We start from the raw sequence: 24,361 nt of genomic DNA, 5'->3' as shown, positions 1-24,361 counted from the left end.
CCCGCGTCATAGCCCGAAAGCCCGCCGCTTTCCGTGGTTTTTACCGACTGGCTATCAATCACGCCCGCGCTTGGAGAGGCTTCACGCCCCTCAATCTCGCGCAGGCTCATGACCAGGACCGTATTCATGACTTCGAACAATCCGGCATCACGCCAGGCGTAAAAATAGCGCCTGACGGTCGAGACCGGCGGAAAGCATTTCGGCAGCAAACGCCACGCACACCCGGCCGAGGCTATGTAGAGCATCGCGTTGACCACCTCGCGCATATCCGTCGTGCGGGGGCGACCACCCCGTTTCGCCGGGGGTATAAATGGCATGATCAGAGCCCACTCTTCGTCCGTCGTATCCGATGGATATCGCATTCCTTCCCGGCTATGTTCACGTCGGGCAATACCAGTCCATGTCACCATTCACTCCATCTCTTCGTAAAGACGGATGAATCACAACAGGCTGGTATTGTTCAAAAACTTTCGGATCGGGCTCTGAGTGATCTGGTATAGATGACGGTCGCAACGGCATTGGCCGTATCATGGAAACCGTTTACGAATTCAAAGATGCAGACAAGCGCAAAGCATATGACCAGTGCGATGATGGAAAAAGCCGAATAGGGCGCGAAGTGGAGCATGAAACAATACACCAGTAAGTTATTGCTTTGCGCACCATAGATAACAATAAATAAAAATATAATATGTATTGTAATTATTTAATATAATATTCACATTTCAATAAAAAATGGAAATATTGCCTGCAATCCACGCGGGGAAGGGCTTCAGGCCCGCAGGCGTGTGGTTTCCATCGTGCGCGTGGCCTTGGTGCGACCAAGTCGGAAGCGGCTGCGGGCCTGCGCCACGGCAGCTTCGAACGTGGGCAGGATATCTCCGTCCATTTGCGTTACACGTTCATGCATGGCACGGAATTCATAGGGTTCATCGGGACCGTTGTGGAAAACGATACCAACAAAGATCCCATCGATTTCAATAACTCTGGATTCAAACATAAGGCTGATTCCTGCCTGTTTTCCCATAAGGGCGGGTGTGTGCAACACCGTCCCGATGTGGGTGCTATGCAGTAGTTCGCGTACGTGGGCAACCGGAAATAGATGAACTTTATATGGCATGCGCAAATATACATGTTGGTGTGCATGTAATGGTGGGTGTCATAAAAACTTCATACAAAACAGATCAGGTTATTATTGCCATCGCTCGCCATGGCGGCCTAGTTCTGCTGTTGTGTCATATACATCAGGAATTACATGATGGAACTTCCATCCACCATTACGCCCGGCGATGGCGCCGCAATGGACAGGAGTGCGCGCGGGCGGTTGGGCGACCTGGTTTTTGGCATGATCGCCCGTTTGGCCGGATGGTTCATCCTGCTGGTCATGGCGGGCATTGTCATTGTGCTGGTCAGCGGGGGATGGCGGGCATTTTCCACCTTTGGTCCCGGCTTTTTCACCAGCACGGCATGGAACCCGATTTCAAACCATTTTGGCGCCGCGACCTCCATTTTCGGCACTCTGGTCACGACCCTGATCGCCCTTGTCTTTGCCGTGCCGTTTGCATTTGGCGTGGCGTTCTGGCTGGTGGAAATGGCCCCCCCGGCACTGGCACGGTTTATCGAAACCGCCGTGCAGCTTCTGGCCGCCGTGCCTTCCATCATATTTGGCATGTGGGGTTTTTTCATCGTGGTGCCGTTCATGGCCCATTACATTGAACCCACGGTCACGCGTTACCTGGGCCATGTGCCCGGCATCGGCCTGCTGTTTCGCGGTGCGCCCTATGGCACCGGACTGCTGAGTGGCGGGCTGATCCTGGCCATCATGATCACGCCCTTCATCTGTTCGGTCATGACGGATGTATTCGTCTCAATTCCCGCCGTGCTGAAGGAAAGCGCCTTCGGCCTTGGCGCCACGCGGTGGGAGGTAATGCGCCAGGTCGTCCTGCCGTGGTCGCGGCAGGCGGTCATGGGCGGCATCATGCTGGGCACCGGGCGCGCATTGGGTGAGACGATGGCCGTGACCTTCGTCATTGGTAACAGCAACCGTATGGGCTGGTCGCTGTTCGCGCCGGGCAACACCATCGCCTCGCTGATCGCGCTGGAATTTCCCGAAAGTGCGGCAGGCAGCCTCAAGCTGTCCGTGCTGCTGGCCCTTGGCGCGATCCTCATGATCATTTCATTCATTACCCTGGCCTGTTCGCGCATTTTCCTGCAGCGCGGCACGGCGAACTGAGGAAGTCCATGATGGCATCCCCGAAATCGCAATCCATTGACGCCGGCGGGTGGCAGCGCGGCGGTGCGCAGGCCGTGCGGCGCAGGCTGGTTGAACGGTTTGTCAGCCTGCTGTGCAATCTGGCGACGGTTATCGTGCTGTTCGTGCTGTTTTCAATTTTATGGACACTGGTGACACGTGGGGCAGGGGGGCTGTCGCTGCCGACCTTCCTGCACAGTACGGCCGCCCCCGGCAGCGGTGGCGGCCTGGCGAACGCCATTATCGGCAGTTGCGAACAGACCGGCCTTGCCGCCCTGATCGGCACGCCGATCGGCATGATGGCGGGGATCTACCTGTCGGAATTCGCCCAGGATGGGCGGATTGTCTCACTGGTCCGGTTCGTGTCCGACATGCTGCTGTCGGTGCCGTCCATTCTGGTTGGGCTGTTCATCTACCTGATCTTCGTGGAACCGGCAGGGCATTTTTCCGGCATGGCGGGCACGCTGGCGCTGGCGGTCCTGTTCATTCCCATCGTCGTCCGCACGACGGAGGACATGCTGCGCCTTGTTCCCCGCGCCATGCGTGAAGCGGCCTATGCGCTGGGCGCGCCGGGGTGGCGGGTGATCCTGAATGTCTGCCTGCGTTCGGCACGGGGCGGCATCATGACCGGCATCCTGCTCGCACTGGCGCGGATATCGGGCGAGACGGCGCCCCTGCTTTTTACCTCCCTTGGCAACCTGAACTGGTCCACCAGCCTCAACGCGCCAATGGCCAGCCTGCCGGTCACGATCTACCAGTACGCCGGGTCGGCCTATGATGACTGGGTGCAGATGGCATGGACCGGGGCGTTGCTGATTACTGTCGCAGTGCTTGCGACAAACATCCTTGCCCGCTGGTGGCTGACGCGTAATGGATCTGCACAACAATGAACAAAATCATCATGGATGACACGACGGGCCGCGACACGCTCCAGCCGGCGCTGGCGATACGCAACCTGAATTTCTGGTACGGCAGCAACCACGCGCTGAAGGACATATCGCTGGATTTCCCGATCCATCAGGTCACGGGCATGATCGGGCCGTCGGGCTGTGGCAAGTCAACGCTGTTGCGTATTCTCAACCGCATGTATGACCTTTATCCCGGCCAGCGCGCGACGGGGGAGGTGCTGTTTGACGAGCGCAACATCCTCTCGCCCGGTCTGGATGTGAACGTGCTGCGCTCGCGCATTGGCATGGTGTTCCAGAAACCCACGCCGTTTCCCATGTCCATCTACGATAACATCGCCTTTGGCGTGCGGCTGCATGAACGCCTGTCGCGCACGGAGATGGACCAGCGCGTGGAGGGGGTACTGCGGCGCGTGGCGTTGTGGAACGAGGTCAAGGACCGGCTCAATGCCTCCGCCGCCGCCCTGTCGGGCGGGCAGCAGCAGCGGCTGTGCATTGCCCGCACCATTGCGACACGGCCCGAGGTCATCCTGCTGGATGAACCAACCAGCGCGCTCGACCCGATTTCCACCGCGCGGATCGAGGAACTGCTGGATGAACTGAAGCAGGAATTTTCCATCGCCATCGTGACGCACAACCTGCAGCAGGCAGCACGATGCGCGGACCGTGTCGCGTTTTTCTACATGGGCGAACTGGTGGAGGTGGACACGGCGGACAAGATGTTCACCGCCCCCCATGCCAAACGCACCCAGGATTATATTACCGGCCGCTTCGGCTGAGAGCGAAAGCAGTAATGATGCCACATGAATCCGTACATACGGTCCAGAGTTATGAACAGGAACTGGAACAGCTCCGTTCGCTGGTAAACAAGATGGGTGGGCTGGTGGAACGGCAGGTGGCGCAGGCCATTACCGCCGTGGTAGAACATGATGAGGAAGCGGCCCTCGACGCGCCCGAAATGGACCCGCAGGTTGACGAACTGGAACGCGAGACCGAGGCACTGGTCATTCGCCTGCTGGCGCTGCGCGCGCCCATGGCGGGCGACCTGCGCGAGGTTGTGGTCGCGCTGAAAATATCGGGTGACCTTGAACGCATCGGGGACTGCGCCGCCTCCATCGCGCGCCGCGCCATGCGCAATGAACTGCTGTCCTGTCCTATTTCGCTGACGGGATTGCACAGCATGGGGCGCCTGGTGCAGGAAAACCTGCGGCGCACCATTGATGCGATGGACCAGCGCGACCCGGAGCTTGCGCGTATTGTCTGGCATTCGGATACGGCGGTGGATGAACTGTATGTCTCCCTGTTCCGTGAACTGGTGACCTATATGATGGAAGACCCGCGCAATATCGGCCCGTGCGCCCATCTTTTGTTCATCGCCAAGAACCTGGAGCGCATTGGCGACCATGCCACCAATATTTCAGAACGCGTCTATTACGCCGTAACCGGCAACATCCTGCCGATCGTGCGGCCGCGTGGGAAAACGTTTGACTGAGGACGGCCGGCGTCATGGCGGCGGGACAATGCTGGCGGGTCGGGGAAAGCCGCGCTACGTTCCATGATGGGTACAGATCCTGCCGCTGCTCGCGCCTATGTCATGTGCCAGGGTGGTGCAAGGGGGCATGGTCATTGCCGCATGTGTTGTTACAATGGCATTTTGCTGTGTTCTGACCGGATGGTTCCCTCGCATGACTGACTGCCCTTCTTCCCCCGCTGACCGTCTTGACGGTGTGCTGGCCACCCTGCGTGAAAATGGCCTGGCGGCGCGTATCAGCACGTCTCCCTCCGTGCTGGAAGCCCATAGCCATGGGGAGGCCATGGACGCCGCGCGCCTGCCTGCCGCCGTGGTATTCGCGGAATCGACGGATGATGTCGCAACCGTGTTGCGGGCCTGCCATGCCCACCGGGTGCCTGTCGTGGCCTTTGGCGCCGGGACATCGGTGGAAGGGCACGTCACCCCGGCGGAACATGGCATAAGCCTTGACCTGTCGGGCATGACGGACATCGTGGAACTGAACGCCGAGGACCTTGACTGCCGCGTGCAGGCCGGTCTGACCCGTCAGGCCCTGAATGCGCAGATCCGCGATACGGGCCTGTTCTTTCCGGTTGACCCGGGGGGCGAGGCCACGCTGGGCGGTATGTGCGCGACCCGGGCATCGGGCACGGCGGCGGTGCGCTACGACACGATGAAGGAAAATGTCCTTGGGCTGACGGTCGTGCTGGCGACGGGGGAGGTGATCCGTACCGGTGGGCGCGTGCGCAAGTCCTCCACCGGATATGACCTGACATCCCTGTTTATCGGGTCGGAAGGCACGCTGGGTATCGTAACGGAGGTCCAATTGCGCCTGCATGGCCGGCCCGAAACCATTTCCGCCGCCGTCTGCCAGTTTTCTGACCTGAATGACGCCGTGCAGACGGCCATTGAAATCATTCAGTGCGGCATTCCCATTAGTCGCGTTGAACTGCTGGATGATGTGCAGATGGCTGCCTCCATCCGTTATTCCGGCCTGACCGGGTATGAACCGCTGACCACGCTGTTCTTTGAATTTGCGGGGGCGCCCGCCGCGGTGGCGGAACAGGTCACGCAGACCGAGGCGATCGCCCTGTCCAATAACGGCCTGTCCTTTGCCTGGGCTGACACGGCGGAAGAGCGCACGCGGTTGTGGAAAGCCCGGCATGACGCGTTCTGGGCGGCCAAGGCGATCGAACCGACCGCGCGCGTCATTTCCACTGACTGCATCGTGCCCATTTCCCGCCTGGCGGAACTGATTGCGGGCGTGCGGGAAGATATTGCCCGATCCGGCCTGCGTGTGCCGCTGCTGGGGCATGTGGGGGATGGTAATTTCCATGCCCTGATCATTACGGACCATACGCCAGAGGGTTATGCCCGCGCACTGGATCTGGACCGCAAGATCGTGTTCCGCGCCCTGGCGCTGGGTGGATCATGCAGCGGGGAACATGGCGTGGGCATGGGCAAGCTGGAATTTCTGGAAACCGAACATGGTGATGGCACGCTGAGTGTCATGCGCGCGCTGAAGAACACCATGGATCCCCACCATATCCTTAATCCCGGCAAGCTGCTGCCGCCGGGGCGTGTGTATCAGGGCTGATGCAGGCTGCCTCCCTTTCCCTGTCATTGGGGGAAGGGCGGTGAAGGTCGTATTTAACGATATTAAATGTGGAATATAAAAACACGAATTGATCATATAATTCCATATAAACACAAAAATAGTTGTATTAATCGTATTTTCCTTCATATTGCGGGGATTGGGTGAGGCCGTTTCGCACGCCCATTGCATGAAGGATCGGCGCATATGCCCGCCACTGTCATTCCCTCCGCAACCGTCCCGTGGCATGGGCGCACCATGCTTCGTCATGTGGATGCGCACACCCTGCTGCGTTATGCCTCACCGGTCATTCTGGTGCTGTTGTGGCAGGGGGCGTGTTCCACCGGGATGGTGTCCACCCGGCAGGTGGCGTCCCCCATGCAGGTCATCATGACAGGGTGGGGCCTGCTGCGTGATGGCACGCTGGGTGCAAACCTTGGCGTATCCCTTGCCCGCGCGGCGACCGGCCTCGCCATTGCCGTGGTGCTCGGGGTGGGATTTGCGCTGATATCGGGCCTGTCGCGACTGGGCGAGGATATTGTCGATGCCCCGCTACAGATCCTGCGCACGCTGCCCGCCCTTGCCATGGTGCCGCTGTTCATCCTGTGGTTCGGCATTGGGGAGGTACCCAAGATCGCCCTTGTCGCACTGGGGGCGACCTTTCCCATCTATCTCAACCTGCACAAGGGGATCCGTTCGATTGATCCCCGCCTGCTGGAAATGACCCGTATGCTCGGCCTGTCGCGCCTGCAGACCATCCGCGACGTGATCCTGCCCGGTGCGCTGCCCGACCTGCTGGTGGGGCTGCGTTTTGCGGTGGGCATGTCATGGCTCATGCTGGTGGTGGCGGAACAGGTGAACGCCGAAAGCGGGATTGGCCACATGATGATGGAGGCACAGGATTTCCTGCGCACGGACATCATCATGGTGGGATTGGTGATCTACGGCCTGCTGGGCCTTGTGTCGGATCAGGTCGTGCGCCTGATGGAGCGTGCGTTGCTGTCATGGCGGCCGGTTCACCAGCGGGGGCAGGGGGCATGAACGCCGTGGTCATGCCGGACGGGATGCGTGATGGCGTCGCCCCAGCGAATGGCGTTGTTGCCATAAATGGCCTGACGCGCCGTTTCGGGCGCGGCCCTGCGGTGCTGGACAGTCTTGACCTGACCATTGCGCCGGGGGAATTCGTGGCCTTGCTGGGTCATAGTGGTTCGGGCAAATCCACCCTGCTGCGCACGCTGGCCGGTCTTGATCCGGTCAATGAAGGCACGCTGTCCCGTCCCGATGCGGTTTCGGTCGTGTTTCAGGACGGACGCCTGCTGCCATGGAAGCGGGTGTGGGAAAATGTCGTGCTGGGGCAGGCGGGGGCGGACCGACGTGATCGGGCGATTGCGATGCTGGAGGAAGTCGGACTGGGCCACCGCGTGGATGCATGGCCGCTGACGCTGTCGGGTGGGGAAACACAGCGTGCTGCGCTGGCGCGCGCGCTGGTGCGCAGGCCAGCCTTCCTTATGCTGGATGAACCGTTTGCCGCCCTTGATGCGCTGGCACGGCTGAAGATGCAGCGGCTGGTGTCGCGGTTATGGGCACGCCACGGCTGCGCGGTGCTGCTGGTCACGCATGATGTGGATGAGGCCCTGATGCTGGCTGACCTTGCCATTGTGCTGGACCGTGGCCGCATTCGCACCGATATGGCCATTGCCCCTGAACGCCCGCGCCATCATGCCGATCCGGGTTTCATCCACCTGCGTGGCGTATTGCTGGATGCGCTGGGTGTGCAGGATGATTAGGCGCGCCCGCATGCTTCCACCCCTTTTTAACCATACAGGCCTGACATGACCAAAGCTCCCGAACGTGTATCCGATACCCCCGTGGACCGCCTGATCCTTGATCGCTGGTCCCCGCGCGCCTTCACGCCTGCCCCGATTGACGAAGCGACGCTGCTGTCCTTCCTTGATGCCGGGCGGTGGGCGCCATCTGCCTATAACGCGCAGCCATGGCGTTTCATTTACGCCCGCAGGGATACACCGGACTGGGAGCGTTTCCTGTCATGGCTGATCCCGTTCAACCATGCCTGGGCGCAGAATGCGTCGGCGCTGGTCTACGTCGCATCCCATACCGTGACCGGCGGTGGTGCTGCCGAACCCGTGCCTGCGCCCACCCATTCATTCGATGCGGGTGCAGCAGCCGTGCTGGTGCAGCTTCAGCTTGGCCAGGCCGGATGGGCGGCCCATCCCATCAGCGGGTTTGACCATAAACAGGCACGTTCCGGTCTGGAACTGCCCGATGATTATGCGCTGAATGCGGCCCTCGTCATCGGACGGCAGGGACAGGCAGCCAGCCTGCCTGAATCCCTGCGCGCGCGGGAAGTCCCGTCCACCCGCAGGCCACTGACGGAAATCGCCTTTGCCGGGCGCTTTCCTGAATCCACACCCTGAAGTGACCGTTCCATGCCTGTTCCACCGACAGATGAAGTCGGGGGAACAGGTTCCAATCCGTATCCACCTGATCTGTAGCCGTAACATGGGTCATTCCCATAATGCCCATGACAAGCATCAACCTGAAATAACATCTTATTAACAGTATTCAGCACATTAATATTATAATACCGGATCCGGTGGCATGGTACAGATGGCCGTAGCCATGTCGTGCCGTTATCCGGTAACTGGGTGATTGTTTCCCCGGCGCGCAGGTGGGAAATCACGCTTGGCCAGCATGCTGCATAACCGGTGGACCACGTCGTCCCACATTCCGCTGTTGATCTGGCGTATGATGCGCAGGGTGGGATACCATGGACTGTCCGTACGGTCTGAAAGCCAGCGCCAGCAGTTATCGAACCGGTCCAGCAGGATGACGGGACACCCCGTCGCACCCGCCAGATGGGCCACCGACGTATCAACTGAAACCACGACATCCAGCCCCGCGATCAGGGCGGCCGTGTCATCCATGTCCCGCACGCTTTCCATCGGGTCATACAGGCGCATGCCCGCAGGCATGTCGTGCATCTGCCGGGCGTAGACGCCTTTTTGCAGGCTGACCAGACTTATGCCCGGCATTCCGGCCAGCGGCGCGAATTTGCGCAGCGGGATCGACCGGCGGCGGTCCATGGCATGGGCGGCGGGCACATCCGGACGGCTGGCCCCACCCCAGACCAGTCCCACGCGCAAATCCGTGCCGGTGGGCAGGAACGGCGCCCATTGCCGCAACAGTTCGGGACTGGCGCGCAGGTAGGGCACGTCCGCCCCCGCATGGCCAGGCGTGTTGCGCAGGACATGCGGCAGGCTGAGGAAGGGACAATGCCAGTCATGCGGTGGCAGGGACACCTGTTCACTGAACACGCGCCGTATCCCACCCATGCGCCGTATCAGGCCGTGCAGTGTCTCGGGCGCCTGGATGCTGACCTGCGCGCCCATGCCCACCAGCACGGGCACGAAGCGCAGCATCATCAGCATGTCCCCCAGTCCCCCTTCGCGGGTAATCAGGATGGAGCGGCCATGCAGGTCGGCATCCGGTGGCAGGACAGGCAGCATTTCGTGTTCGGGCAGGCGCTGGCGACCGGGCATTTTCCGCCGCCATTCATATTCCGCCCAGCCTTCAGCCATGCGGCCACTTTTCAGCAGTGTCAATGCATGGTTCATGCGCAGGCGCGCATCATCCGGGCGCAACGCCAGCGCGCGCGAATGGGCCTTCAATGCCGCATCCAGCCGGTTCCATGCCCCCAGCAGGTGGGCAAGGTTGGCCTGCGTCATGGCGCTGTCGGGATGGTGTTGCACGATGTAATGCAACAGGTCGTGCGCCGCCGCGAATTCGCCCTGTTCCATCAGGGTTATGGCCATGAGGTTGCCGGTACTCAGCTGCGCGGGTGACAGGGCCAGACCTTCGGCCAGCACTTCCTGCGCTTCAGCCGTGCGGCCGCGCTGCAGCAGCAGTTCCCCCAGCATGTCATGCGTGCGGATATCCTGCCGCGCGCGCTGCCGGACGGCGCGCAGGACCGCTTCGGCTTCATCCACCCGGTCGTGTGGCAGCAGCAGGGCCAGCATATCGTATGCCGGGTGGCGCGCGCCGGGATTGGCTACGGCCTGGCGGCACAGCAGGCGGGCGGCTTCCTGCACGCGGTTGCATCCCGCATGGGCATGGGCCAGCAGGATCTCGACACGGGGGGAGGCGGGGCAGTCCTCCAGCATGGCGCGGGCATGGGCGAACTGTCCCCGCCGCAGCAGGTCGAATGCAAGCGTCAGCGTATGGTCAGCCATGGCGGATGGAAAACCGGAGCGGGGAAAAATGGATCATGCCATGTTGTGTATTATATCAGGCCCGGCATGCAAGTGGCCGCCCGCCACGGTCATGGCGTCCGGGGCGTGGACAGCCAGAAATGCTGTTCCAGCAGGGCGACATTACGCAGGTCGGCCTTGAAGGCGGTGTCAAACACATCCCCCAGCACCGGCACGAGGTCGGCCAGGGCTTCCACGATGATATTGCCCATCATGCGCGCAAGTACCGGTCGGCCCACGCCCAGATGCCAGCTTTTCCACACGATATAAAGCGAGGGCAGGAGCATGATCACCGTTCCGCCCACCGGCAGCAGCCCGATCAGCGTATCCAGTCCCCAGCGCGCCTTCGTGCCGGGAATGCGAAAGGCGGCGTCCAGCAATGTTGCAAGCCTGCGCAGGCGCGCCACTTCCTGACGGATGTCATGGGCGTTGGCGCCATGCGTGGCATTGGGGGCGTATGATGTGATCATACCCGTTATTATGGGGTTGGCAGGGGGGCGTTACAATGCGCGGCAAGGGGTTCGCGGAGCGTTTTTAGCGGTCGACATGGCCCATGTCGCGGTCGGGCGCGATGATGTCACGCACGCGCTGCTTCAGTTCCTTCGGGCCCGGAAAACCGCCGTCGCGCTTGCGTTCCCACACGCTGTGGCCATCAACCGTGATTTCAAAATGACCGCCGCCGCCGGGGACAAGGGTCACGCTGCCAAGATCCTGACCGAAAGTGGATAGCAGTTCCTGCGCCATCCACCCCGCCCGCAGCAGCCAGTTGCACTGCGTGCAGTACGTGATGGAGACATGGGGACGATGGACGGCCGGGGCGTCGGTCATGGGGCGGGCTCCTGCTTGCGGCAAGGCCGGGCTGGACCTGCCCGGCTGCCCCTTCATTGTGGCGGTGTGGGGCAGCCGGACGCAAGGGGGTCAGATGGCGTGGACGTGGCCCTCGCGTTCCCACAGCCGCAATGCGCCGCAGGTCTGGATGAAACCGGCCGCGTCCTGTGCGCCATGCACGGCGATCACGCCCCTGTCGCGTGCCTTGGGGTGCAGTCCCGCCGCGGCCAGCACGATTTCGGCGGCATCGTTATGCGCAATGAACTTGGCATGGGCGAAGGCGTCGGAAATGAAGTCGCGCATGGTGGCCTCATGGCGCAGGACATTGGCCCCTTCGACCGTGGGCAGCAGGGCCACGGCGTCATACAGGACGGACGGACCGCCATTGATCTTCTGCTGCGCGGTCAGGTCGTGGCCCGCGCTGTCCTTCAGGCCCCCCACGGTGGGGGCGATCAGTTCGACCGTGGCCCCCGCATCCTCGGCGGCGTCGCGCAGGGCGGCCAGCAGGGTGGCATCGACCCCGTCCGTTACGACAATGCCCAGCTTGCGGCCGGCAAAGCTGTCCGGTCCGTTTTTCAGGATGCTCAGCGCGGGTGATGGCTCCAGCCCCTCGACCACGGGCCGCGCGGCGGGTGCCGGTGCGGGCAGGGGCGACAGGCCCAGCCCCTTCGCCACCCCTTTGGCCAGTTCCTGATCGACATGCAGCAGATGGCTGACCATGCGGGCGCGGATGGCGGGGGTTTCCACCTTGCTCAGTTCAAACACGAACGCATCGCGGATATGCGTCTGTTCCACCGGGGTCTGGCTGATGAAGAACTGGCGCGCCTGGCTGTAATGGTCGGCAAAGGATTCCGAACGCTGGCGGATTTTCTGGCCCGACACCATATCGGGGTACGACCTGTAACCATTCACGCTTTCACGCGGGCCACCGGCGGGCTGGGACCACGAATTGGGTTCGTAATTGGCCCGGCCCTTCGGATTGTGCATGGCCATGTGCCCGTCCTGCTGGAAATTGTGGAACGGGCATTTGGGCGCGTTTATGGGGATATGCGTGAAGTTGGGGCCGCCAAGGCGCTTGGTCTGGGTATCAAGGTAGGAAAAATTGCGCCCCTGCAGCAGCGGGTCATTGGTGAAGTCGATTCCGGGCACGACATTCTGGGTGCAGAAGGCGACCTGTTCGGTCTCGGCAAAGAAATTGTCCGGCATCCGGTCCAGCACCAGGCGACCCACGCGGCGGACGGGCACCAGTTCCTCGGGTATCAGCTTGGTGGGGTCGAGGATGTCAAAGTCAAAACTGTCGGCAAAGTCATCATCAAACAGTTGCACGCCCAGTTCCCATTCCGGGAAATTGCCGCTGCTTATGGCCTGCCACAGGTCACGGCGATGGAAATCGGGATCGGCGCCATTGATCTTCAGCGCCTCGTTCCACACGACCGACTGCAGGCCCAGCTTCGGCTTCCAGTGGAACTTGACGTAGGTTGAACGGCCTTCGTCATTGACCAGCCGGAAGGTATGCACCCCGAAGCCTTCCATGAAGCGGAAGGAACGCGGGATGGCCCGGTCCGACATGGCCCACATGACCATGTGCGTGGCTTCGGGCGAGAGGGATACGAAATCCCAGAAATTGTCATGCGCCGTCTGCGCCTGCGGGAAATCGCGATCCGGTTCCTGTTTGGCCGCGTGGACGAAATCGGGGAACTTGATGGCGTCCTGTATGAAAAAGACGGGAATGTTGTTGCCCACAAGGTCCCAGTTGCCCTGTCCTGTATAAAGCTTGACGGCAAAACCACGCACGTCGCGCACCACGTCCGCCGATCCCTTGTTGCCCGCAACGGTGGAAAACCGGACGAAGGCGGGCGTGCGTTCGCCTACGTTGCCAAAAATATCGGCCTTGCAGACATCGCTCAGGCTGTCGGTCAGTTCGAAATAGCCATGCGCGCCATAGCCACGGGCATGGACCACGCGCTCGGGGATGCGTTCATGGTCAAAATGGAAGATTTTTTCCCGGAAATGGAAATCCTCCATCAACGCCGGGCCACGGGCGCCCGCGCGCAGGGTGTTCTGGTCATCCGATACCGCGACACCCTGCTGGGTGGTCATGACGGGGGTATCGCCGCCTGCCGTCTGGTGGGTTTCACCCCCCGCGCCGATATGCGTGGTGGAGGAGGTGGGGGAATGAGGTGTCTTTGCCATGGCGTGGGTACATATCCGTGCAGGTGAGTGCGGGAAAAAACAGGGGTGAGGGAGAAGGTACAGTTTTTCCAACGGACATGGGCGGACAGGGTTTCATTCCCCCGCGCCATGACGGTTGCCAACTGCCCATGTACAGGGCAACAGGAGCGGCATGTGTCATGCATCGTTGTGGGGATGGCTGCCGTATGCGTATGTTCTCTGGTTTCATGTCCGGGCTTTCGCTGGTGCTGGCGTTGCATGCCGGCGCGACCGCGCATGCGGCGGCGCCCGACACGGTCGATTTCGCCGACCTGACATGGACCGAAATCCGCTACGCCATCCACGGGGGTGACACCACCATCATCATTCCCGTCGGCGGCACGGAACAGAGCGGCCCCTATATCGCGGTAGGCAAGCATGACGTGCGTGCCATGATCCTCGCGCGGCGCATTGCCCGTGATGCCGGTCATACCCTTGTCGCGCCAGTGGTGGCGTACGTACCTGAAGGCGGCACGTCGCCGCGCACGTCCCACATGCGTTTTCCCGGCACGATCAGCATTGCCCCCGCAACCTTCCGTGCATTGCTGTCGGATGCGGCGGAAAGCTTCCGGGTGCAGGGATTCAGGCGCGTGGTGCTGATTGGCGACCATGGTGGCTACCAGAAGGACCTGCGCACGGTGGCGGATACGCTCAACCGCCGGTGGCAGGGGCAGGGCGCGCATGTCCTGTATGTTGCGGGTTATTATGACGTGGTGCCCGGCGCCTATGCCACCTGGCTGCGCCAGCATGGCCATGCGGCGGAGGTGGGAATGCATGCCGACCTGTCCGATACATCGCTCATGCTGGCGCTGGACCCTGATCTGGTGCGTACGCAGGCCCTGCGGGCGGCGTCCCTGCCCACCGCGGCGCAGGGGGTGTATGGCGGTGACCCGCGACAGGCCAGCGCGGCGTTGGGGCAGGCAGGGGCCAGCATGCAGGTGGCGGCGGCCGTGGCGGCCATGCAACACGACCCAACAGGACAGAATCCGCACTGATTGCACCAGCGGCATGGCGTGCTATAGGGGCCGCAAGAAACAGGATCACACTATGATACATAAGAAAAAGCTGCCGGTTCTGGGGCTGGGCATGCTCCTGCTGCTGGGTGGCAGCGCACTTGCGCAGGTCGTGGATACCATTCCCGGGATGCCCCCCGTGGTGGACCCGACCAACATCTATACCGAAACCCGGGCCGGGAACCTGAATCCCGAAGTGGCGAAGGATCCGCCGCGTATCTACGTGCCCAACCTGCGGTCAAACAATGTATATGTGATCGATCCGCAGACGTACAAGGTCATCGCGCGGTTCAAGGTGGGCAAAAGCCCGCAGCATGTCGTCCCGTCATGGGACCTGCGCACATTGTGGGTCACCAACAATGCGGAAGGCACGACCGAGGGCAGCCTGACGCCCATCGACCCGCGCACCACGCAGCCCCTGGCCAATGTGGCGGTGGATGATCCGTACAACATGTATTTCACCCCCGATGGCAAATCCGCCATTACGGTGGCCGAGGCCCGTCAGCGGCTGGATTTCCGTGACCCGCATACAATGGAAATGCAGGGTTCGGTGTCGGTCCCGCAGTGCAGGGGGGTCAATCATGCCGATTTTTCCATTGACGGGCGCTATGCCATTTTCACCTGTGAATTTGGCGGCTATCTGGCCAAGGTCGATACCGTCAACCGTACGCTGATCGGATACCTGAAGCTGTCGCGTGGCGGCATGCCCCAGGATATCCTGACCGCGCCGGACGGCCACAAATTCTATGTGGCGGACATGCATGCCGATGGTGTGTTCGTGATCGATGGCGATACCTTCCGTGAAACGGGTTTCATTCCCACCGGTATCGGTACGCATGGCCTGTATCCCAGCCGTGATGGCACAAAGATGTACGTGGCCAATCGGGGATCGCACAAGATCCATGGCCCGCCGCACAGCAAGGCTGGTGGTGTCAGTGTGATTGATTTCGCAACGGACAGGGTCGTGGCCAACTGGCCCATTCCCGGTGGCGGCAGTCCCGACATGGGTAATGTCAGCAATGACGGCAGGACGCTGTGGCTGTCCGGCCGGTTTGATGATGTCGTCTATGCCATCGATACCACCACAGGCGCCATGCGTAGCATCCCCGTGGGGCTGGAACCGCATGGCCTGACCGTGTGGCCGCAGCCGGGGCGGTATTCCGTCGGGCATACCGGTATCCTGCGCTAAGGGACTATTTACAAAAATCATTGTTAAATGGAAGTTTCTGGGTGCCGTCTTTTTTCAAAAAGGCGGCATTCTTCGAAGCTTTTTGAAAACAGCCTCACCAAAACCTTCCGGATGACGCGATGGTTCAGGGATGACCTGTTCCAGGCACGTCATCCCTGTTGTATCCTTGGGCGTGGATGCGATAGGGTCGTGTCCTACAGGGAGGTCTCCCGGTCATGAAACCAGCGTCGCCCGCCGCCATGCCTGCCCGGCTTGTCATGGGCCAGTCCGCCCTTGGGGCGGTGCTGGTGGCGATGGGGGACGAAGGCATTGTCGCCATCATGCTGGGTGATGATCCGGAATCCCTCCATCACGCGGCATTGGCCAGCTTTCCGGGTGCCCGCCCGGTGCATGACCGGATGGCGGATCATACCCTTGCGGCAGTGCTGGCATGCATTGATACGCCATGGAGGTCGCCTGACCTGAAGCTGCATATCCAGGGCACACCATTCCAGCAGCAGGTATGGCAGGCGCTGCGTGCCATACCGTGCGGGAGTACCATGACCTATACGGAACTGGCGGCACGGATCGGCAGGCCGGGCGCGGTACGGGCCGTGGCGGGGGCATGTGCCGCGAACAGGCTGGCGGTGGTCGTACCCTGCCATCGCGTCATACGCAGTGATGGCAGCCTGTCATGGTATCGCTGGGGTGTCGGGCGCAAGCAGTGGCTGCTGGAACGTGAACGGGCCGGAATGTCACCTGACAGGTAAATCCGGCTGGCGTTCAGGAAATATGAACCACGAGATCGTCCTTGTGCGGGATCTCGCCGGGGGCGTGCGGCAACCCGACCGGCAGGACGGCGTGGCCGAACTGGATTTCAAAAATCTCGCTGGCCGCCAGGTATATCGCACTCAGGCCACAGAGCAGCCCATCATATCCCGCGACGATGCCCAGCATGGGTCGGCCAGATATCTCCGCACAGCCAAGCAGGACAAACAGCAGCGTCAGGCTGAAGAACACGACCTGATGCATGCGTGAGGCCGTCAGTGACCCAACCGCCATGATGGCCGTGAACAGCGCCCATACCCACATGTAACTGCCCATCAGCGCAGGGGAGGATTCAGGTGCAAGCCCCCAGTGTGGCAGGAACAGCAACACAGCCAGCGAAATCCAGAATGCCCCATAGGCCATGAAGGCCGTCATGCCAAACGTATTGCGGTTGCCATATTCCAGCGCCCCGGCAATGAACTGCGTCATGCCGCCAAAGATCAGGCCCATGGCCATGATGGCTGAACCCATTGGCACGATCTGCGCATTGTGCAGGTTGAGCAGGACAGTGGTCATGCCAAATCCCATAAGCCCCAGTGGGGCGGGACTGGCGTTTGCGTGGTTGGGCGCCATGCCGGTTTTCCGTTCCATGATGGATGAATTATGACAAACCATGTCACTACCGTCAGGGCGGGGATATTAAAATATGGCTTACCCTTCGCCGGTCATGAACGGCATGCCAATGCGCGGCGGCGGACAGGGGTCCCTGTCCGTGAAAACATGGACATGAAATTACAAACATGACTTTAGGGATTTCATATTTCATATCCGGCACAACCGAATACAATAAAATGTTCCGGATATGAAAAAACATTTATTATTTTGCGTTTACTGCATATGAAATCAGGAAATATAATATAAAATATCAGGATAAATCATATTTTTAAAAAACAATCAGTATTGTATATAAATCAAAGACATTGTGTTTCGACCGGGGATCGTTCCGGTCGGGATATGGTGCAGCCGGAAAGGGCTGTTAAGACAGGCTATTGTTTTCGTTGATTTCCTGGGATTGATTGATGACAGACTCCCATCCGCCCAAGACCCCCACGCGCAGGCAACTCCTGACCCGGATCGGCACGCTTGCCGGTAGCGCGGCACTGTATCAGGCCATGACCACCATGGGGCATGCGCAGGGGACGGATTTCACGGCGCCACCAGTCCTGTCGGGCGCCAGACGCGGGACGCGCGTGCTGGTGCTTGGCGCGGGACTGGCCGGGATGCTGTCCGCCTACGAACTGCGCAAGGCAGGTTACGCGGTACAGGTCCTGGAATTCCAGGGGCGCAGCGGGGGGCGCAATATCAGCCTGCGTGGCGGCGACACGGTGACCGAACTGGGTGGCGCCGTGCAGAAGGTCGGTTTCGCATCGGGCAACTACATCAATCCCGGTCCATGGCGCATCCCCTATCACCATCAGGGCCTGTTGCATTACTGCCGGGAATTCGGGGTGGAACTGGAACCGTTTGTGGAACTGAACCATAATTCATGGCTTCATTCCTCCACCGCGTTTGACGGAAAACCGGTCCGCTACCGTGAATTTTCAAGCGATTTCACCGGCTTTACGACCGAACTGCTGGGCAAGGCGATCGACCAGCACAAGCTGGATGACGTGGTGGACGCGGATGAACGTGAACACCTGCGCACCGCCATGGAACAGTGGGGCGGGCTGGACCCGGATCTGACCTACCGCAAGGGGGACACCAGTTCCCAGCGTCGTGGATATACCCGGCCGCAGGGTGGCGGTATTGATGGCGCACCGATCCCCTCCGACCCGTTTGCGCGCAGGGATGTGCTGCGTTCGGGGCTGTGGACCTGGATGGCTTTCCACGAACGCCTTGAAATGCAGACGACCATGTTCCAGCCCGTGGGTGGCATGGACATGATCGGCAAGGGGTTCAACCGCCAGGTGCATGACCTGATTACCCTGAACTGCAAGGTTACATCCATACAGCAGGACGAACACGGCGTGCGGGTCATGTATGATGACATGAACCATGGCGGCGTGGCGCGGCAGGCGCAGGCCGAATACTGCGTCTGCACCATTCCGCTGTCCATCCTGTCACAGATGGATGTGCAGGTCAGCGCGCCGCTCAAGGCCGCGATCATGGCGGTGCCCTATGCCTCTTCGGTCAAGATGGGAATGGAGTTCAGGCGCCGCTTCTGGGAGGAAGATGACCAGATCTACGGCGGCATCAGCTTTACCGACCAGCCGATCAGCCAGATTTCCTATCCCAGCCATGGCTATTTTTCCCGTGGGCCGGCGGTCCTGCTGGGGGGCTACATGTTTGGCCCCGCCGCCTTCGACTTCGCGGGCATGACGCCACAGGCACGCCTGGAACAGGCGCTGGCACAGGGCGAGGTCCTGCATCCCGGCACGTATCGCAAGGAATTTTCAAACGGCGTCAGCCTGGCATGGAGCCGCGTGCCCTGGGCGCTGGGCTGCTGTTCAATGTGGAGCGAGCAGGCCCGCAAGACCCATTACAAGACGTTGTGCACAATGGATAACCGCATCGTGCTGGCGGGCGAGCATGCATCCTATGTCGGATGCTGGCAGGAAGGGGCCATCCTGTCCGCGCTGGATGCCGTAACCCAACTGCATAAACGGGCACAGGGGGCCAGCTGATGCGCCGGATCATATGCCTTTCTACCCTGCTTGCCCTGCCGCTGCTGGCCCCGTCCGGTACGGCGCATGCCGACAGCGCCAGCGCGTTCGAAGGCACTGTCCAGCCCATGGCGACGGGAGAGGACGTGTACCACCACGTCTGCCAGGGCTGCCATATGCCCGATGGCAGGGGCGCCGTAGGGGCGAGCGCGCGGTTCCCGGCACTGGCCGGTAACGCCAGGCTACAGGTCAGCGCCTATCCGATCTATGTCATCATGAATGGGTATGGCGGCATGCCATGGTTTTCGGAAATGTTGACGGACCAGCAGATTGCCGGTGTCGTGGGCTATATCCGCACGCATTTTGGCAATAACTATACCGATCCCGTGACCCCGGCTGATGTAACGCCCCAGCGGCCAGCCATTCCGCCCAAGGAGATATATTGATGCCTGACATGAAAACAGCCCTTGCCGCACTTGCGCTCATGACTGGCGTGGGGGCTGCGCTGCCTGCGCATGCGGCGGATGGCATCGTGCGCCACCCGGAAAAGGATTTCCCCATTTCCACCGTGATCGAGGTACCGGCAGGGGCCTCGACAATTTATCTAAGCGGTGAGGGTGCGCCGGTACAGGATAAAAAGGCCGACCCGCATACAATCGCGGCCTATGGCGATACACGCACCCAGACCCGTGCCGCCCTGGAATCCATTCAGGGCGAACTGAAAAAGCTGGGTCTGGATCTGGGCGATGTGGTCCAGATGCATGTTTACATGGTTGAGGATCCCAAACTGGGCAAGCTGGATTTCGACGGGATGATGAAGGCTTATACCCAGTTCTTCGGTACGGCGAAGCAGCCGAACCTGCCCGTCCGTTCCGCTTTTGGTGTTGCCCATCTGGGCAACCCGGGCTGGCTGGTTGAAATCGAGGTCACGGCCGTGCGCGTGCCGGGCCGGTAAAGCCGCCTTTGGCCCCGTGCCACGGCATGGGTAACGGAAAAGGGGATCAGGTCATGGTCCCCTTTTTCATATCTGTCAGGGCAGCGGATGCTGTGCCTCAAGCGCCTTGCGCTTTTCCACCATGGCGGATGGGGTGATGGACTTCTTCCGGCCTGCAACAACGTCATCCACACTGAAAATCGTGGCATCCGTCCCACCCGGCAGCCCCGCCACATGGTTGAGGATGGCAGCGATCTGCTCATCGGGCAGCATCTTGAAGGATGGCATGAACCCGCTATAGGCATTGCCCCCCGCCGTAATCGGCCCCATGAGGCCATTCAGCGCAACACCCACGATGTACTGTTTGCCCTCCGGCGTAATGGCAATCCTGTCCACCCGTCCGGCCAGTGATGGAAACTGCCCCGGCACGCCCAGTGCATTGGCCTGGTGGCATACGCTGCAATTTGCCAGGAACAGCGTCGCGCCATCGGCGGCCAATGCGGACCCTGTCGGCATGGACAGCCAGAATATCACAGCCAGCAGTCGTTTTTTCATGGGGCGTTCCCTGATCTATCCCGTTTCCGGCAGCTTATCCTACCGCATGGGGCCGACATATCCCCGGTGGGCAATGAATGAAAAAAAGACGGGGCAGTCAGTCATGCCTGCTGCTCATGGCTTCATGCAGGGAAATATGAAGCAACAGGGCGCGGCAGATAAAAAAAGGACGCCCCGCCGAAGCGGGACGCCGAGTTTAGGGATTGGGAGACGTTGTGGTGTCACGAGATCCACATCCCATTAACTGCACTTGCGGATAATAGTTTTCCTAAAACCAAATTAATGAAGAAAATATTTTGTGCATGATATGTTCTGCACTGGCGAACATCACGCATCATGTCCCATGCAGCATGACAAACTGCCGGGCGAAAGGCAGCATGACCGCAATGCTCAACAGCCCGAATATAACGGTCATCCCGGCAAAGGTCGCCATGTGATGGGGATAATCTTCGGTATATAACAGGCCGCAGACCCAGAACACCACGGCTTCCACCGCCAGACCAGTGCCCAGTACCGGGATATGGAAAAACGACCCGGCCAGCCACCATGCAATCGCCCCCATCACAACGACACCCAATGTCGCACGAAACAGGAACTGGATTGCACGCATGTCTGTCGCCGGGCCTTGTGATCGGGAAGGAAACGTCACGTAACCGTGATCCAGGGCGCAGGATGCCCGTTTCCATGCCGATGGGCAACCGCAGGCAGCAGGCATGGCCGACTGCCTGCGGGGCAGGCGTGATTACTGCGCGGCGGGGGCGGCGGCCGGTGCCGTGCCCGCTGCCGGGTTATCGGCCGTCATCTTGCCCGGCGTGGTCGAATGTTCGACGTCATACGCGGTGGCCTTGGCTTCATAGTTGCCCTTGGCGCCGGGGTGTTCCTGATCATACAGGGCGGCCTTCGCCTTGGCTTCCTTGCGGTATTCGTGGCGCTTGTACATGCCCGTCACGCAACCGGCTGCGGCGCCGAGTACGGTGTGGTGGTTGGCCACATGTCCGCCAACCGCACCGACGGCGCCGTATTTCAGGCAGCCACCGGGTTCGGCATGGGCGGCGGTAGCACATGTGATGGCCGCGACAGCACCCAGAAGAGCGATTTTACGCATTGATGTCATCCTTTTTACATACAGGTCGGTCTGATATTCAGGGCATATCCGATACGAAATATTTTGTCACCTTTTACGCCATGATATCCGGATTTTCGTGCAGGCCGGCAGTAATGATATGCAGGCAGGCCAGCACTTCCGCCATCTGCGCCCTTGCGTGCGGGGTTGTGGCGCGTGCCTGTTCGTGCTGTGTCCAGGCCAGTACATACGGGATCATGGCGGTCGCCTGTCCCCTGTCCCATCGCGCCAGGAACAGGGCCACGATCCGTTCGGCGCGCGGGGATAACCGACCGTCACGGACCAGTTCACGCAGACGGATGACATAGACGCCAACCGTCATGGACGTGATCTGCCGCGCGACACAGGCGCCCAGAACGGGTGGGGGCAGGGCATTGGCCTGAAACAGGATGCGTACCAGGCTGGTGGCGCAACTGGCCAGCCAGGCGGTCGCATCCGTGCGCGTGCCCGTCCGCGCCAGGTGACGCAGGCGCAGGCTGACCCATGCCTCCGTCCGGCGGACATGCACATCCATGCGGAACGGTACGACCAGCCGGTAGGTCAGGAGTACGAAAATGATACTGGCCAGAAACGCCATAGTATTGTTCAGGAACGAGACTTCATCAAACCGTCCCTGATTGATCGGCCCGATCAGCACCGGCAGGAACATGTTGAAGGAAAAGGCATAACCAGCAAGCTGCGGCCTGCGGGCCGCAAGTCCCCCGACCGTCATGGGCACCAGCAGGACCATCAGCAGGATCTCCGGCGCGGTAATGGCCGGAATGACCCATAACGTAAGTACCGCCGCCGTGGCAGCGCACCACAATCCCCCTTTCAGGAACGGGGTGGTGGCGACCAGCGGGTTTTCGCGCGTCGCCATCAGGCCGTAAATCAGGGCGACAAAGGAAATGAATGCAGGTCCGTGATGCCATGCGGTAATTTCCCATGCAAGACACGCCCCCATGATGGCAGCCGCCGCGCGGAGGCCGTTGTTGACCGCCTCACGCATGTGGCGGCGCGATGTCAGGCTGAAACGGAACCGGTCCCCGCGTGGCGCGGTGGTGCAGGCGGTTATCTCGCTCCTGACCCGTGTGGCTTCCGACAGCAGTGCCGTGGTCACCGGCTGCCATTCCGGGCTGTCCACCGTATCGGTGGCGGGCCTGGGGGCATTATCGCGGATCCATGCGGCAAGGGCCTTATGTGGACGGCTCCCCCTTGCAAGGGGCTAGGCAAGAAAATGATCGGATCTTTGCTTCCATATGTCCGGCCTGTTGATGCGGCCATAGGGTCGCTGGCCAAGATGGCTTCCGCAGCGTGAGCCCCAAACACAGAAGCGGTCTTTGATGACCACTGGTTGCCACGGGTTTTCTCACGCCATGGATCGATCGATCACACCATCTGCTCTATTACTTGCAAGCCACGACCTCAGCTCGGCACGAGAGCGTCAAATGTCAGCGCATCGTGCCAGGCTAAGCTCAAACAGCAGCTGCGCCGGGTTGCTGCAGAAGGCGCTTATAGTGTTCGCCGCTGACCATCAGTTTCCAGGCAATCCGCGCAATCTTATTGGCAAGGGCCACCGCTGCGAGTTTCGGTTTTTTGCGCTCCAGCAATTCACGTAACCAAGATGAGGCATTCTTCCCATTGGTCCGCCGGGCATGCGACACGACTGCGGTCGCGCCAACCACCAGCGTGCTTCGCAAGACCTCATCGCCAGCGCGTGTGATTCTGCCAAGCCTTGTTTTTCCACCGGTTGAGTGATCCCTGGGCGTCAATCCGATCCAGGCCGCAAAGGCTCGACCCGATTTGAACAGATGCGGATCAGGCGTTTTCATCATCAGCAGCGCTGCGCCGATCGGGCCAACGCCCGGAATTTTCGCAAGACGCTGACTGCATTCGTTGGCGCGGTGCCATGCCATCACCTTGCCCTCAAGCTGTTCGATTTCACCTTGCAATTCAGCATATTCCTTTGCGTGAAGGGCAAACAACTCGCGCGTCAATGTGGGCAGGCTTTCGTCCGCAGCGATCCGATCAAGGAGTGCCTCAATCCGGCACATGCCTTTGGGCGCCGTGATCCCAAACTCGGCAGCATATCCCCGGATCGTATTGACGAGCTGTGTGCGGTTCCGGATAAGTCGTGCCCGCATTCCAATCAGCATCAACGCTGCCTGCTCTTCCTCGCTCTTGAGCGGGACGAACCGCATTGTAGGCCGACTCATCGCTTCACAGAGGGCTTCCGCGTCGGCGGCATCGTTTTTCCCGCGCTTGACATAAGGCTTCACGAGCTGCGGCGCGATCAGCTTCACTGTGTGTCCCAGACACGAGAGCACCCGCCCCCAGTAATGGGAGGCGCCACAGGCCTCAATCGCGATTTCAATCGGGGGCAGTTTCTCAAAAAACTTTACCATCTCCCGGCGGGATAGCTTCCTGCGCAAAACAGGCTGCTCCTTCGCGTTTACACCGTGCAATTGGAAAACACTTTTTGACGTGTCCATGCCAATACGGATAATTTGTTCCATGGGTGGCCTCCTCTGTGAATTCTGCAACGACTTCACCTTGGCACATCGCGATGCCGTTGGGAGCCGTCCACCCCATCA

The 24,361-nt window shown here is 60.7% G+C and carries 26 protein-coding genes and 1 pseudogene; 14 read left to right on the top strand and 13 right to left on the bottom strand.

All coding sequences use genetic code 11. The annotated features are described in order from the left end of the window. The 3 genes and pseudogenes from GEU01_RS22735 to GEU01_RS12600 all read right to left on the bottom strand — a co-directional run. A partial coding sequence (locus GEU01_RS22735; RefSeq protein ID WP_042710803.1) for an IS5 family transposase occupies positions 1–410 on the bottom strand: 410 nt, incomplete at its 3' end. A 68-nt stretch (positions 411–478) separates the two neighbouring features. Then, positions 479–625, bottom strand: a pseudogene (locus GEU01_RS25750) (inorganic phosphate transporter); the annotation flags it as partial. Between the two features lie 144 nt (positions 626–769). Continuing rightward, entirely contained in the window at positions 770–997 is a 228-nt protein-coding gene (locus GEU01_RS12600; protein WP_019086377.1) for a hypothetical protein, read from the bottom strand. Positions 998–1,252: 255 nt separating this feature from the next. Between GEU01_RS12600 and pstC the strand changes: the two genes are divergently transcribed. From pstC to GEU01_RS12560, 8 genes are all read left to right on the top strand, one after another. Next, positions 1,253–2,230: a phosphate ABC transporter permease subunit PstC gene (gene pstC / locus GEU01_RS12595; protein WP_010507522.1), complete on the top strand. Its 978-nt coding sequence runs from the start codon at positions 1,253–1,255 to the stop codon at positions 2,228–2,230. Positions 2,231–2,238: 8 nt separating this feature from the next. Beyond that, positions 2,239–3,138, top strand: a complete 900-nt coding sequence (gene pstA, locus GEU01_RS12590; protein WP_010507523.1) for a phosphate ABC transporter permease PstA — start codon at positions 2,239–2,241, stop codon at positions 3,136–3,138. Beyond that, positions 3,135–3,932: a phosphate ABC transporter ATP-binding protein PstB gene (gene pstB / locus GEU01_RS12585; protein ID WP_019086376.1), complete on the top strand. Its 798-nt coding sequence runs from the start codon at positions 3,135–3,137 to the stop codon at positions 3,930–3,932. Before pstA ends, pstB begins: the two co-directional genes overlap by 4 nt. Before the next feature lie 17 nt (positions 3,933–3,949). After that, on the top strand, positions 3,950–4,645 hold the full coding sequence (gene phoU / locus GEU01_RS12580; RefSeq protein ID WP_026018717.1) for a phosphate signaling complex protein PhoU: 696 nt from the start codon (positions 3,950–3,952) through the stop codon (positions 4,643–4,645). Between the two features lie 193 nt (positions 4,646–4,838). Continuing rightward, positions 4,839–6,260 (top strand): FAD-binding oxidoreductase, encoded by a 1,422-nt coding sequence (locus GEU01_RS12575; protein WP_019086375.1) that lies wholly within the window; start codon positions 4,839–4,841, stop codon positions 6,258–6,260. 255 nt (positions 6,261–6,515) lie between these two features. After that, complete coding sequence (locus GEU01_RS12570) at positions 6,516–7,298, top strand: ABC transporter permease (protein WP_026018716.1); 783 nt, start codon at positions 6,516–6,518, stop codon at positions 7,296–7,298. After that, positions 7,295–8,044: an ABC transporter ATP-binding protein gene (locus tag GEU01_RS12565; protein ID WP_019086373.1), complete on the top strand. Its 750-nt coding sequence runs from the start codon at positions 7,295–7,297 to the stop codon at positions 8,042–8,044. The genes GEU01_RS12570 and GEU01_RS12565 overlap by 4 nt, the downstream gene beginning before the upstream one ends. A 45-nt stretch (positions 8,045–8,089) precedes the next feature. Further along, a complete protein-coding gene (locus GEU01_RS12560; RefSeq protein WP_019086372.1) occupies positions 8,090–8,692 on the top strand; it encodes a nitroreductase family protein in 603 nt (200 codons plus the stop codon). Between the two features lie 216 nt (positions 8,693–8,908). Here GEU01_RS12560 and GEU01_RS12555 read toward each other — a convergent pair whose 3' ends face one another. The 4 genes from GEU01_RS12555 to katE all read right to left on the bottom strand — a co-directional run bounded on the left by GEU01_RS12555 (position 8,909) and on the right by katE (position 13,546). Next, positions 8,909–10,507 carry a tetratricopeptide repeat protein gene (locus tag GEU01_RS12555; protein ID WP_019086371.1) on the bottom strand — a complete coding sequence of 533 codons (1,599 nt, stop codon included), beginning with the start codon at positions 10,505–10,507 and terminating at the stop codon, positions 8,909–8,911. Between the two features lie 89 nt (positions 10,508–10,596). Continuing rightward, the gene (locus GEU01_RS12550) at positions 10,597–10,995 is read right to left on the bottom strand and encodes a DUF4112 domain-containing protein (protein ID WP_019086370.1); all 399 of its coding nucleotides are present in this window, start codon (positions 10,993–10,995) and stop codon (positions 10,597–10,599) included. 64 nt (positions 10,996–11,059) lie between these two features. Then, a complete protein-coding gene (locus GEU01_RS12545; protein WP_010507538.1) occupies positions 11,060–11,353 on the bottom strand; it encodes a SelT/SelW/SelH family protein in 294 nt (97 codons plus the stop codon). A gap of 90 nt (positions 11,354–11,443) precedes the next feature. After that, positions 11,444–13,546, bottom strand: coding sequence for a catalase (gene katE / locus GEU01_RS12540; protein ID WP_019086369.1), 2,103 nt, complete (start codon positions 13,544–13,546; stop codon positions 11,444–11,446). Positions 13,547–13,731: 185 nt separating this feature from the next. Here katE and GEU01_RS12535 point away from each other — a divergent pair, with 185 nt between their 5' ends. From GEU01_RS12535 to GEU01_RS12525, 3 genes are all read left to right on the top strand, one after another. Next, the gene (locus tag GEU01_RS12535) at positions 13,732–14,559 is read left to right on the top strand and encodes a creatininase family protein (RefSeq protein WP_019086368.1); all 828 of its coding nucleotides are present in this window, start codon (positions 13,732–13,734) and stop codon (positions 14,557–14,559) included. 52 nt (positions 14,560–14,611) lie between these two features. Then, entirely contained in the window at positions 14,612–15,766 is a 1,155-nt protein-coding gene (locus tag GEU01_RS12530; RefSeq protein WP_019086367.1) for a YncE family protein, read from the top strand. Between the two features lie 239 nt (positions 15,767–16,005). After that, on the top strand, positions 16,006–16,515 hold the full coding sequence (locus GEU01_RS12525) for a methylated-DNA--[protein]-cysteine S-methyltransferase (protein ID WP_019086366.1): 510 nt from the start codon (positions 16,006–16,008) through the stop codon (positions 16,513–16,515). Between the two features lie 13 nt (positions 16,516–16,528). Here the strand turns inward: GEU01_RS12525 and GEU01_RS12520 are convergent, their stop codons facing one another. Then, positions 16,529–17,164: an acetate uptake transporter gene (locus tag GEU01_RS12520; RefSeq protein WP_019086365.1), complete on the bottom strand. Its 636-nt coding sequence runs from the start codon at positions 17,162–17,164 to the stop codon at positions 16,529–16,531. Between the two features lie 428 nt (positions 17,165–17,592). Here GEU01_RS12520 and GEU01_RS12515 point away from each other — a divergent pair, with 428 nt between their 5' ends. Genes GEU01_RS12515 through GEU01_RS12505 form a run of 3 tightly spaced genes read left to right on the top strand, consistent with a single transcriptional unit; the run spans position 17,593 to position 20,131 of the window. Then, on the top strand, positions 17,593–19,197 hold the full coding sequence (locus GEU01_RS12515; protein ID WP_019086364.1) for a flavin monoamine oxidase family protein: 1,605 nt from the start codon (positions 17,593–17,595) through the stop codon (positions 19,195–19,197). Next, positions 19,197–19,622, top strand: a complete 426-nt coding sequence (locus GEU01_RS12510; protein WP_019086363.1) for a c-type cytochrome — start codon at positions 19,197–19,199, stop codon at positions 19,620–19,622. The genes GEU01_RS12515 and GEU01_RS12510 overlap by 1 nt, the downstream gene beginning before the upstream one ends. Beyond that, positions 19,622–20,131: a RidA family protein gene (locus tag GEU01_RS12505; RefSeq protein ID WP_019086362.1), complete on the top strand. Its 510-nt coding sequence runs from the start codon at positions 19,622–19,624 to the stop codon at positions 20,129–20,131. Before GEU01_RS12510 ends, GEU01_RS12505 begins: the two co-directional genes overlap by 1 nt. A gap of 75 nt (positions 20,132–20,206) precedes the next feature. Here GEU01_RS12505 and GEU01_RS12500 read toward each other — a convergent pair whose 3' ends face one another. From GEU01_RS12500 to GEU01_RS12480, 5 genes are all read right to left on the bottom strand, one after another. Next, a complete protein-coding gene (locus GEU01_RS12500) occupies positions 20,207–20,665 on the bottom strand; it encodes a c-type cytochrome (RefSeq protein ID WP_019086361.1) in 459 nt (152 codons plus the stop codon). A gap of 334 nt (positions 20,666–20,999) precedes the next feature. Beyond that, positions 21,000–21,275: a hypothetical protein gene (locus GEU01_RS12495; protein ID WP_019086360.1), complete on the bottom strand. Its 276-nt coding sequence runs from the start codon at positions 21,273–21,275 to the stop codon at positions 21,000–21,002. A 132-nt stretch (positions 21,276–21,407) separates the two neighbouring features. Then, a complete protein-coding gene (locus GEU01_RS12490) occupies positions 21,408–21,770 on the bottom strand; it encodes a hypothetical protein (protein ID WP_019086359.1) in 363 nt (120 codons plus the stop codon). A gap of 73 nt (positions 21,771–21,843) precedes the next feature. Further along, the gene (locus GEU01_RS22730; protein ID WP_265000755.1) at positions 21,844–22,947 is read right to left on the bottom strand and encodes an FUSC family protein; all 1,104 of its coding nucleotides are present in this window, start codon (positions 22,945–22,947) and stop codon (positions 21,844–21,846) included. Positions 22,948–23,242: 295 nt separating this feature from the next. Beyond that, positions 23,243–24,283, bottom strand: a complete 1,041-nt coding sequence (locus tag GEU01_RS12480) for an IS110 family RNA-guided transposase (RefSeq protein ID WP_019085102.1) — start codon at positions 24,281–24,283, stop codon at positions 23,243–23,245. Between the last annotated feature and the right edge of the window lie 78 nt (positions 24,284–24,361).

Source organism: Komagataeibacter europaeus LMG 18890 (assembly GCF_000285295.1).
GTDB classification, from domain to species: domain Bacteria; phylum Pseudomonadota; class Alphaproteobacteria; order Acetobacterales; family Acetobacteraceae; genus Komagataeibacter; species Komagataeibacter europaeus.
This window is presented reverse-complemented; position numbering and strand designations above follow the sequence as displayed.

Coding starts and splice junctions, on each gene's coding strand:
- GEU01_RS12600 (WP_019086377.1), bottom strand. CDS start 997: ATGTTTGAATCCAGAGTTATTGAAATCGATGGGATCTTTGTTGGTATC.
- pstC (WP_010507522.1), top strand. CDS start 1,253: ATGATGGAACTTCCATCCACCATTACGCCCGGCGATGGCGCCGCAATG.
- pstA (WP_010507523.1), top strand. CDS start 2,239: ATGATGGCATCCCCGAAATCGCAATCCATTGACGCCGGCGGGTGGCAG.
- pstB (WP_019086376.1), top strand. CDS start 3,135: ATGAACAAAATCATCATGGATGACACGACGGGCCGCGACACGCTCCAG.
- phoU (WP_026018717.1), top strand. CDS start 3,950: ATGCCACATGAATCCGTACATACGGTCCAGAGTTATGAACAGGAACTG.
- GEU01_RS12575 (WP_019086375.1), top strand. CDS start 4,839: ATGACTGACTGCCCTTCTTCCCCCGCTGACCGTCTTGACGGTGTGCTG.
- GEU01_RS12570 (WP_026018716.1), top strand. CDS start 6,516: ATGCTTCGTCATGTGGATGCGCACACCCTGCTGCGTTATGCCTCACCG.
- GEU01_RS12565 (WP_019086373.1), top strand. CDS start 7,295: ATGAACGCCGTGGTCATGCCGGACGGGATGCGTGATGGCGTCGCCCCA.
- GEU01_RS12560 (WP_019086372.1), top strand. CDS start 8,090: ATGACCAAAGCTCCCGAACGTGTATCCGATACCCCCGTGGACCGCCTG.
- GEU01_RS12555 (WP_019086371.1), bottom strand. CDS start 10,507: ATGGCTGACCATACGCTGACGCTTGCATTCGACCTGCTGCGGCGGGGA.
- GEU01_RS12550 (WP_019086370.1), bottom strand. CDS start 10,995: ATGATCACATCATACGCCCCCAATGCCACGCATGGCGCCAACGCCCAT.
- GEU01_RS12545 (WP_010507538.1), bottom strand. CDS start 11,353: ATGACCGACGCCCCGGCCGTCCATCGTCCCCATGTCTCCATCACGTAC.
- katE (WP_019086369.1), bottom strand. CDS start 13,546: ATGGCAAAGACACCTCATTCCCCCACCTCCTCCACCACGCATATCGGC.
- GEU01_RS12535 (WP_019086368.1), top strand. CDS start 13,732: ATGCGTATGTTCTCTGGTTTCATGTCCGGGCTTTCGCTGGTGCTGGCG.
- GEU01_RS12530 (WP_019086367.1), top strand. CDS start 14,612: ATGATACATAAGAAAAAGCTGCCGGTTCTGGGGCTGGGCATGCTCCTG.
- GEU01_RS12525 (WP_019086366.1), top strand. CDS start 16,006: ATGCCTGCCCGGCTTGTCATGGGCCAGTCCGCCCTTGGGGCGGTGCTG.
- GEU01_RS12520 (WP_019086365.1), bottom strand. CDS start 17,164: ATGGAACGGAAAACCGGCATGGCGCCCAACCACGCAAACGCCAGTCCC.
- GEU01_RS12515 (WP_019086364.1), top strand. CDS start 17,593: ATGACAGACTCCCATCCGCCCAAGACCCCCACGCGCAGGCAACTCCTG.
- GEU01_RS12510 (WP_019086363.1), top strand. CDS start 19,197: ATGCGCCGGATCATATGCCTTTCTACCCTGCTTGCCCTGCCGCTGCTG.
- GEU01_RS12505 (WP_019086362.1), top strand. CDS start 19,622: ATGCCTGACATGAAAACAGCCCTTGCCGCACTTGCGCTCATGACTGGC.
- GEU01_RS12500 (WP_019086361.1), bottom strand. CDS start 20,665: ATGAAAAAACGACTGCTGGCTGTGATATTCTGGCTGTCCATGCCGACA.
- GEU01_RS12495 (WP_019086360.1), bottom strand. CDS start 21,275: ATGCGTGCAATCCAGTTCCTGTTTCGTGCGACATTGGGTGTCGTTGTG.
- GEU01_RS12490 (WP_019086359.1), bottom strand. CDS start 21,770: ATGCGTAAAATCGCTCTTCTGGGTGCTGTCGCGGCCATCACATGTGCT.
- GEU01_RS12480 (WP_019085102.1), bottom strand. CDS start 24,283: ATGGAACAAATTATCCGTATTGGCATGGACACGTCAAAAAGTGTTTTC.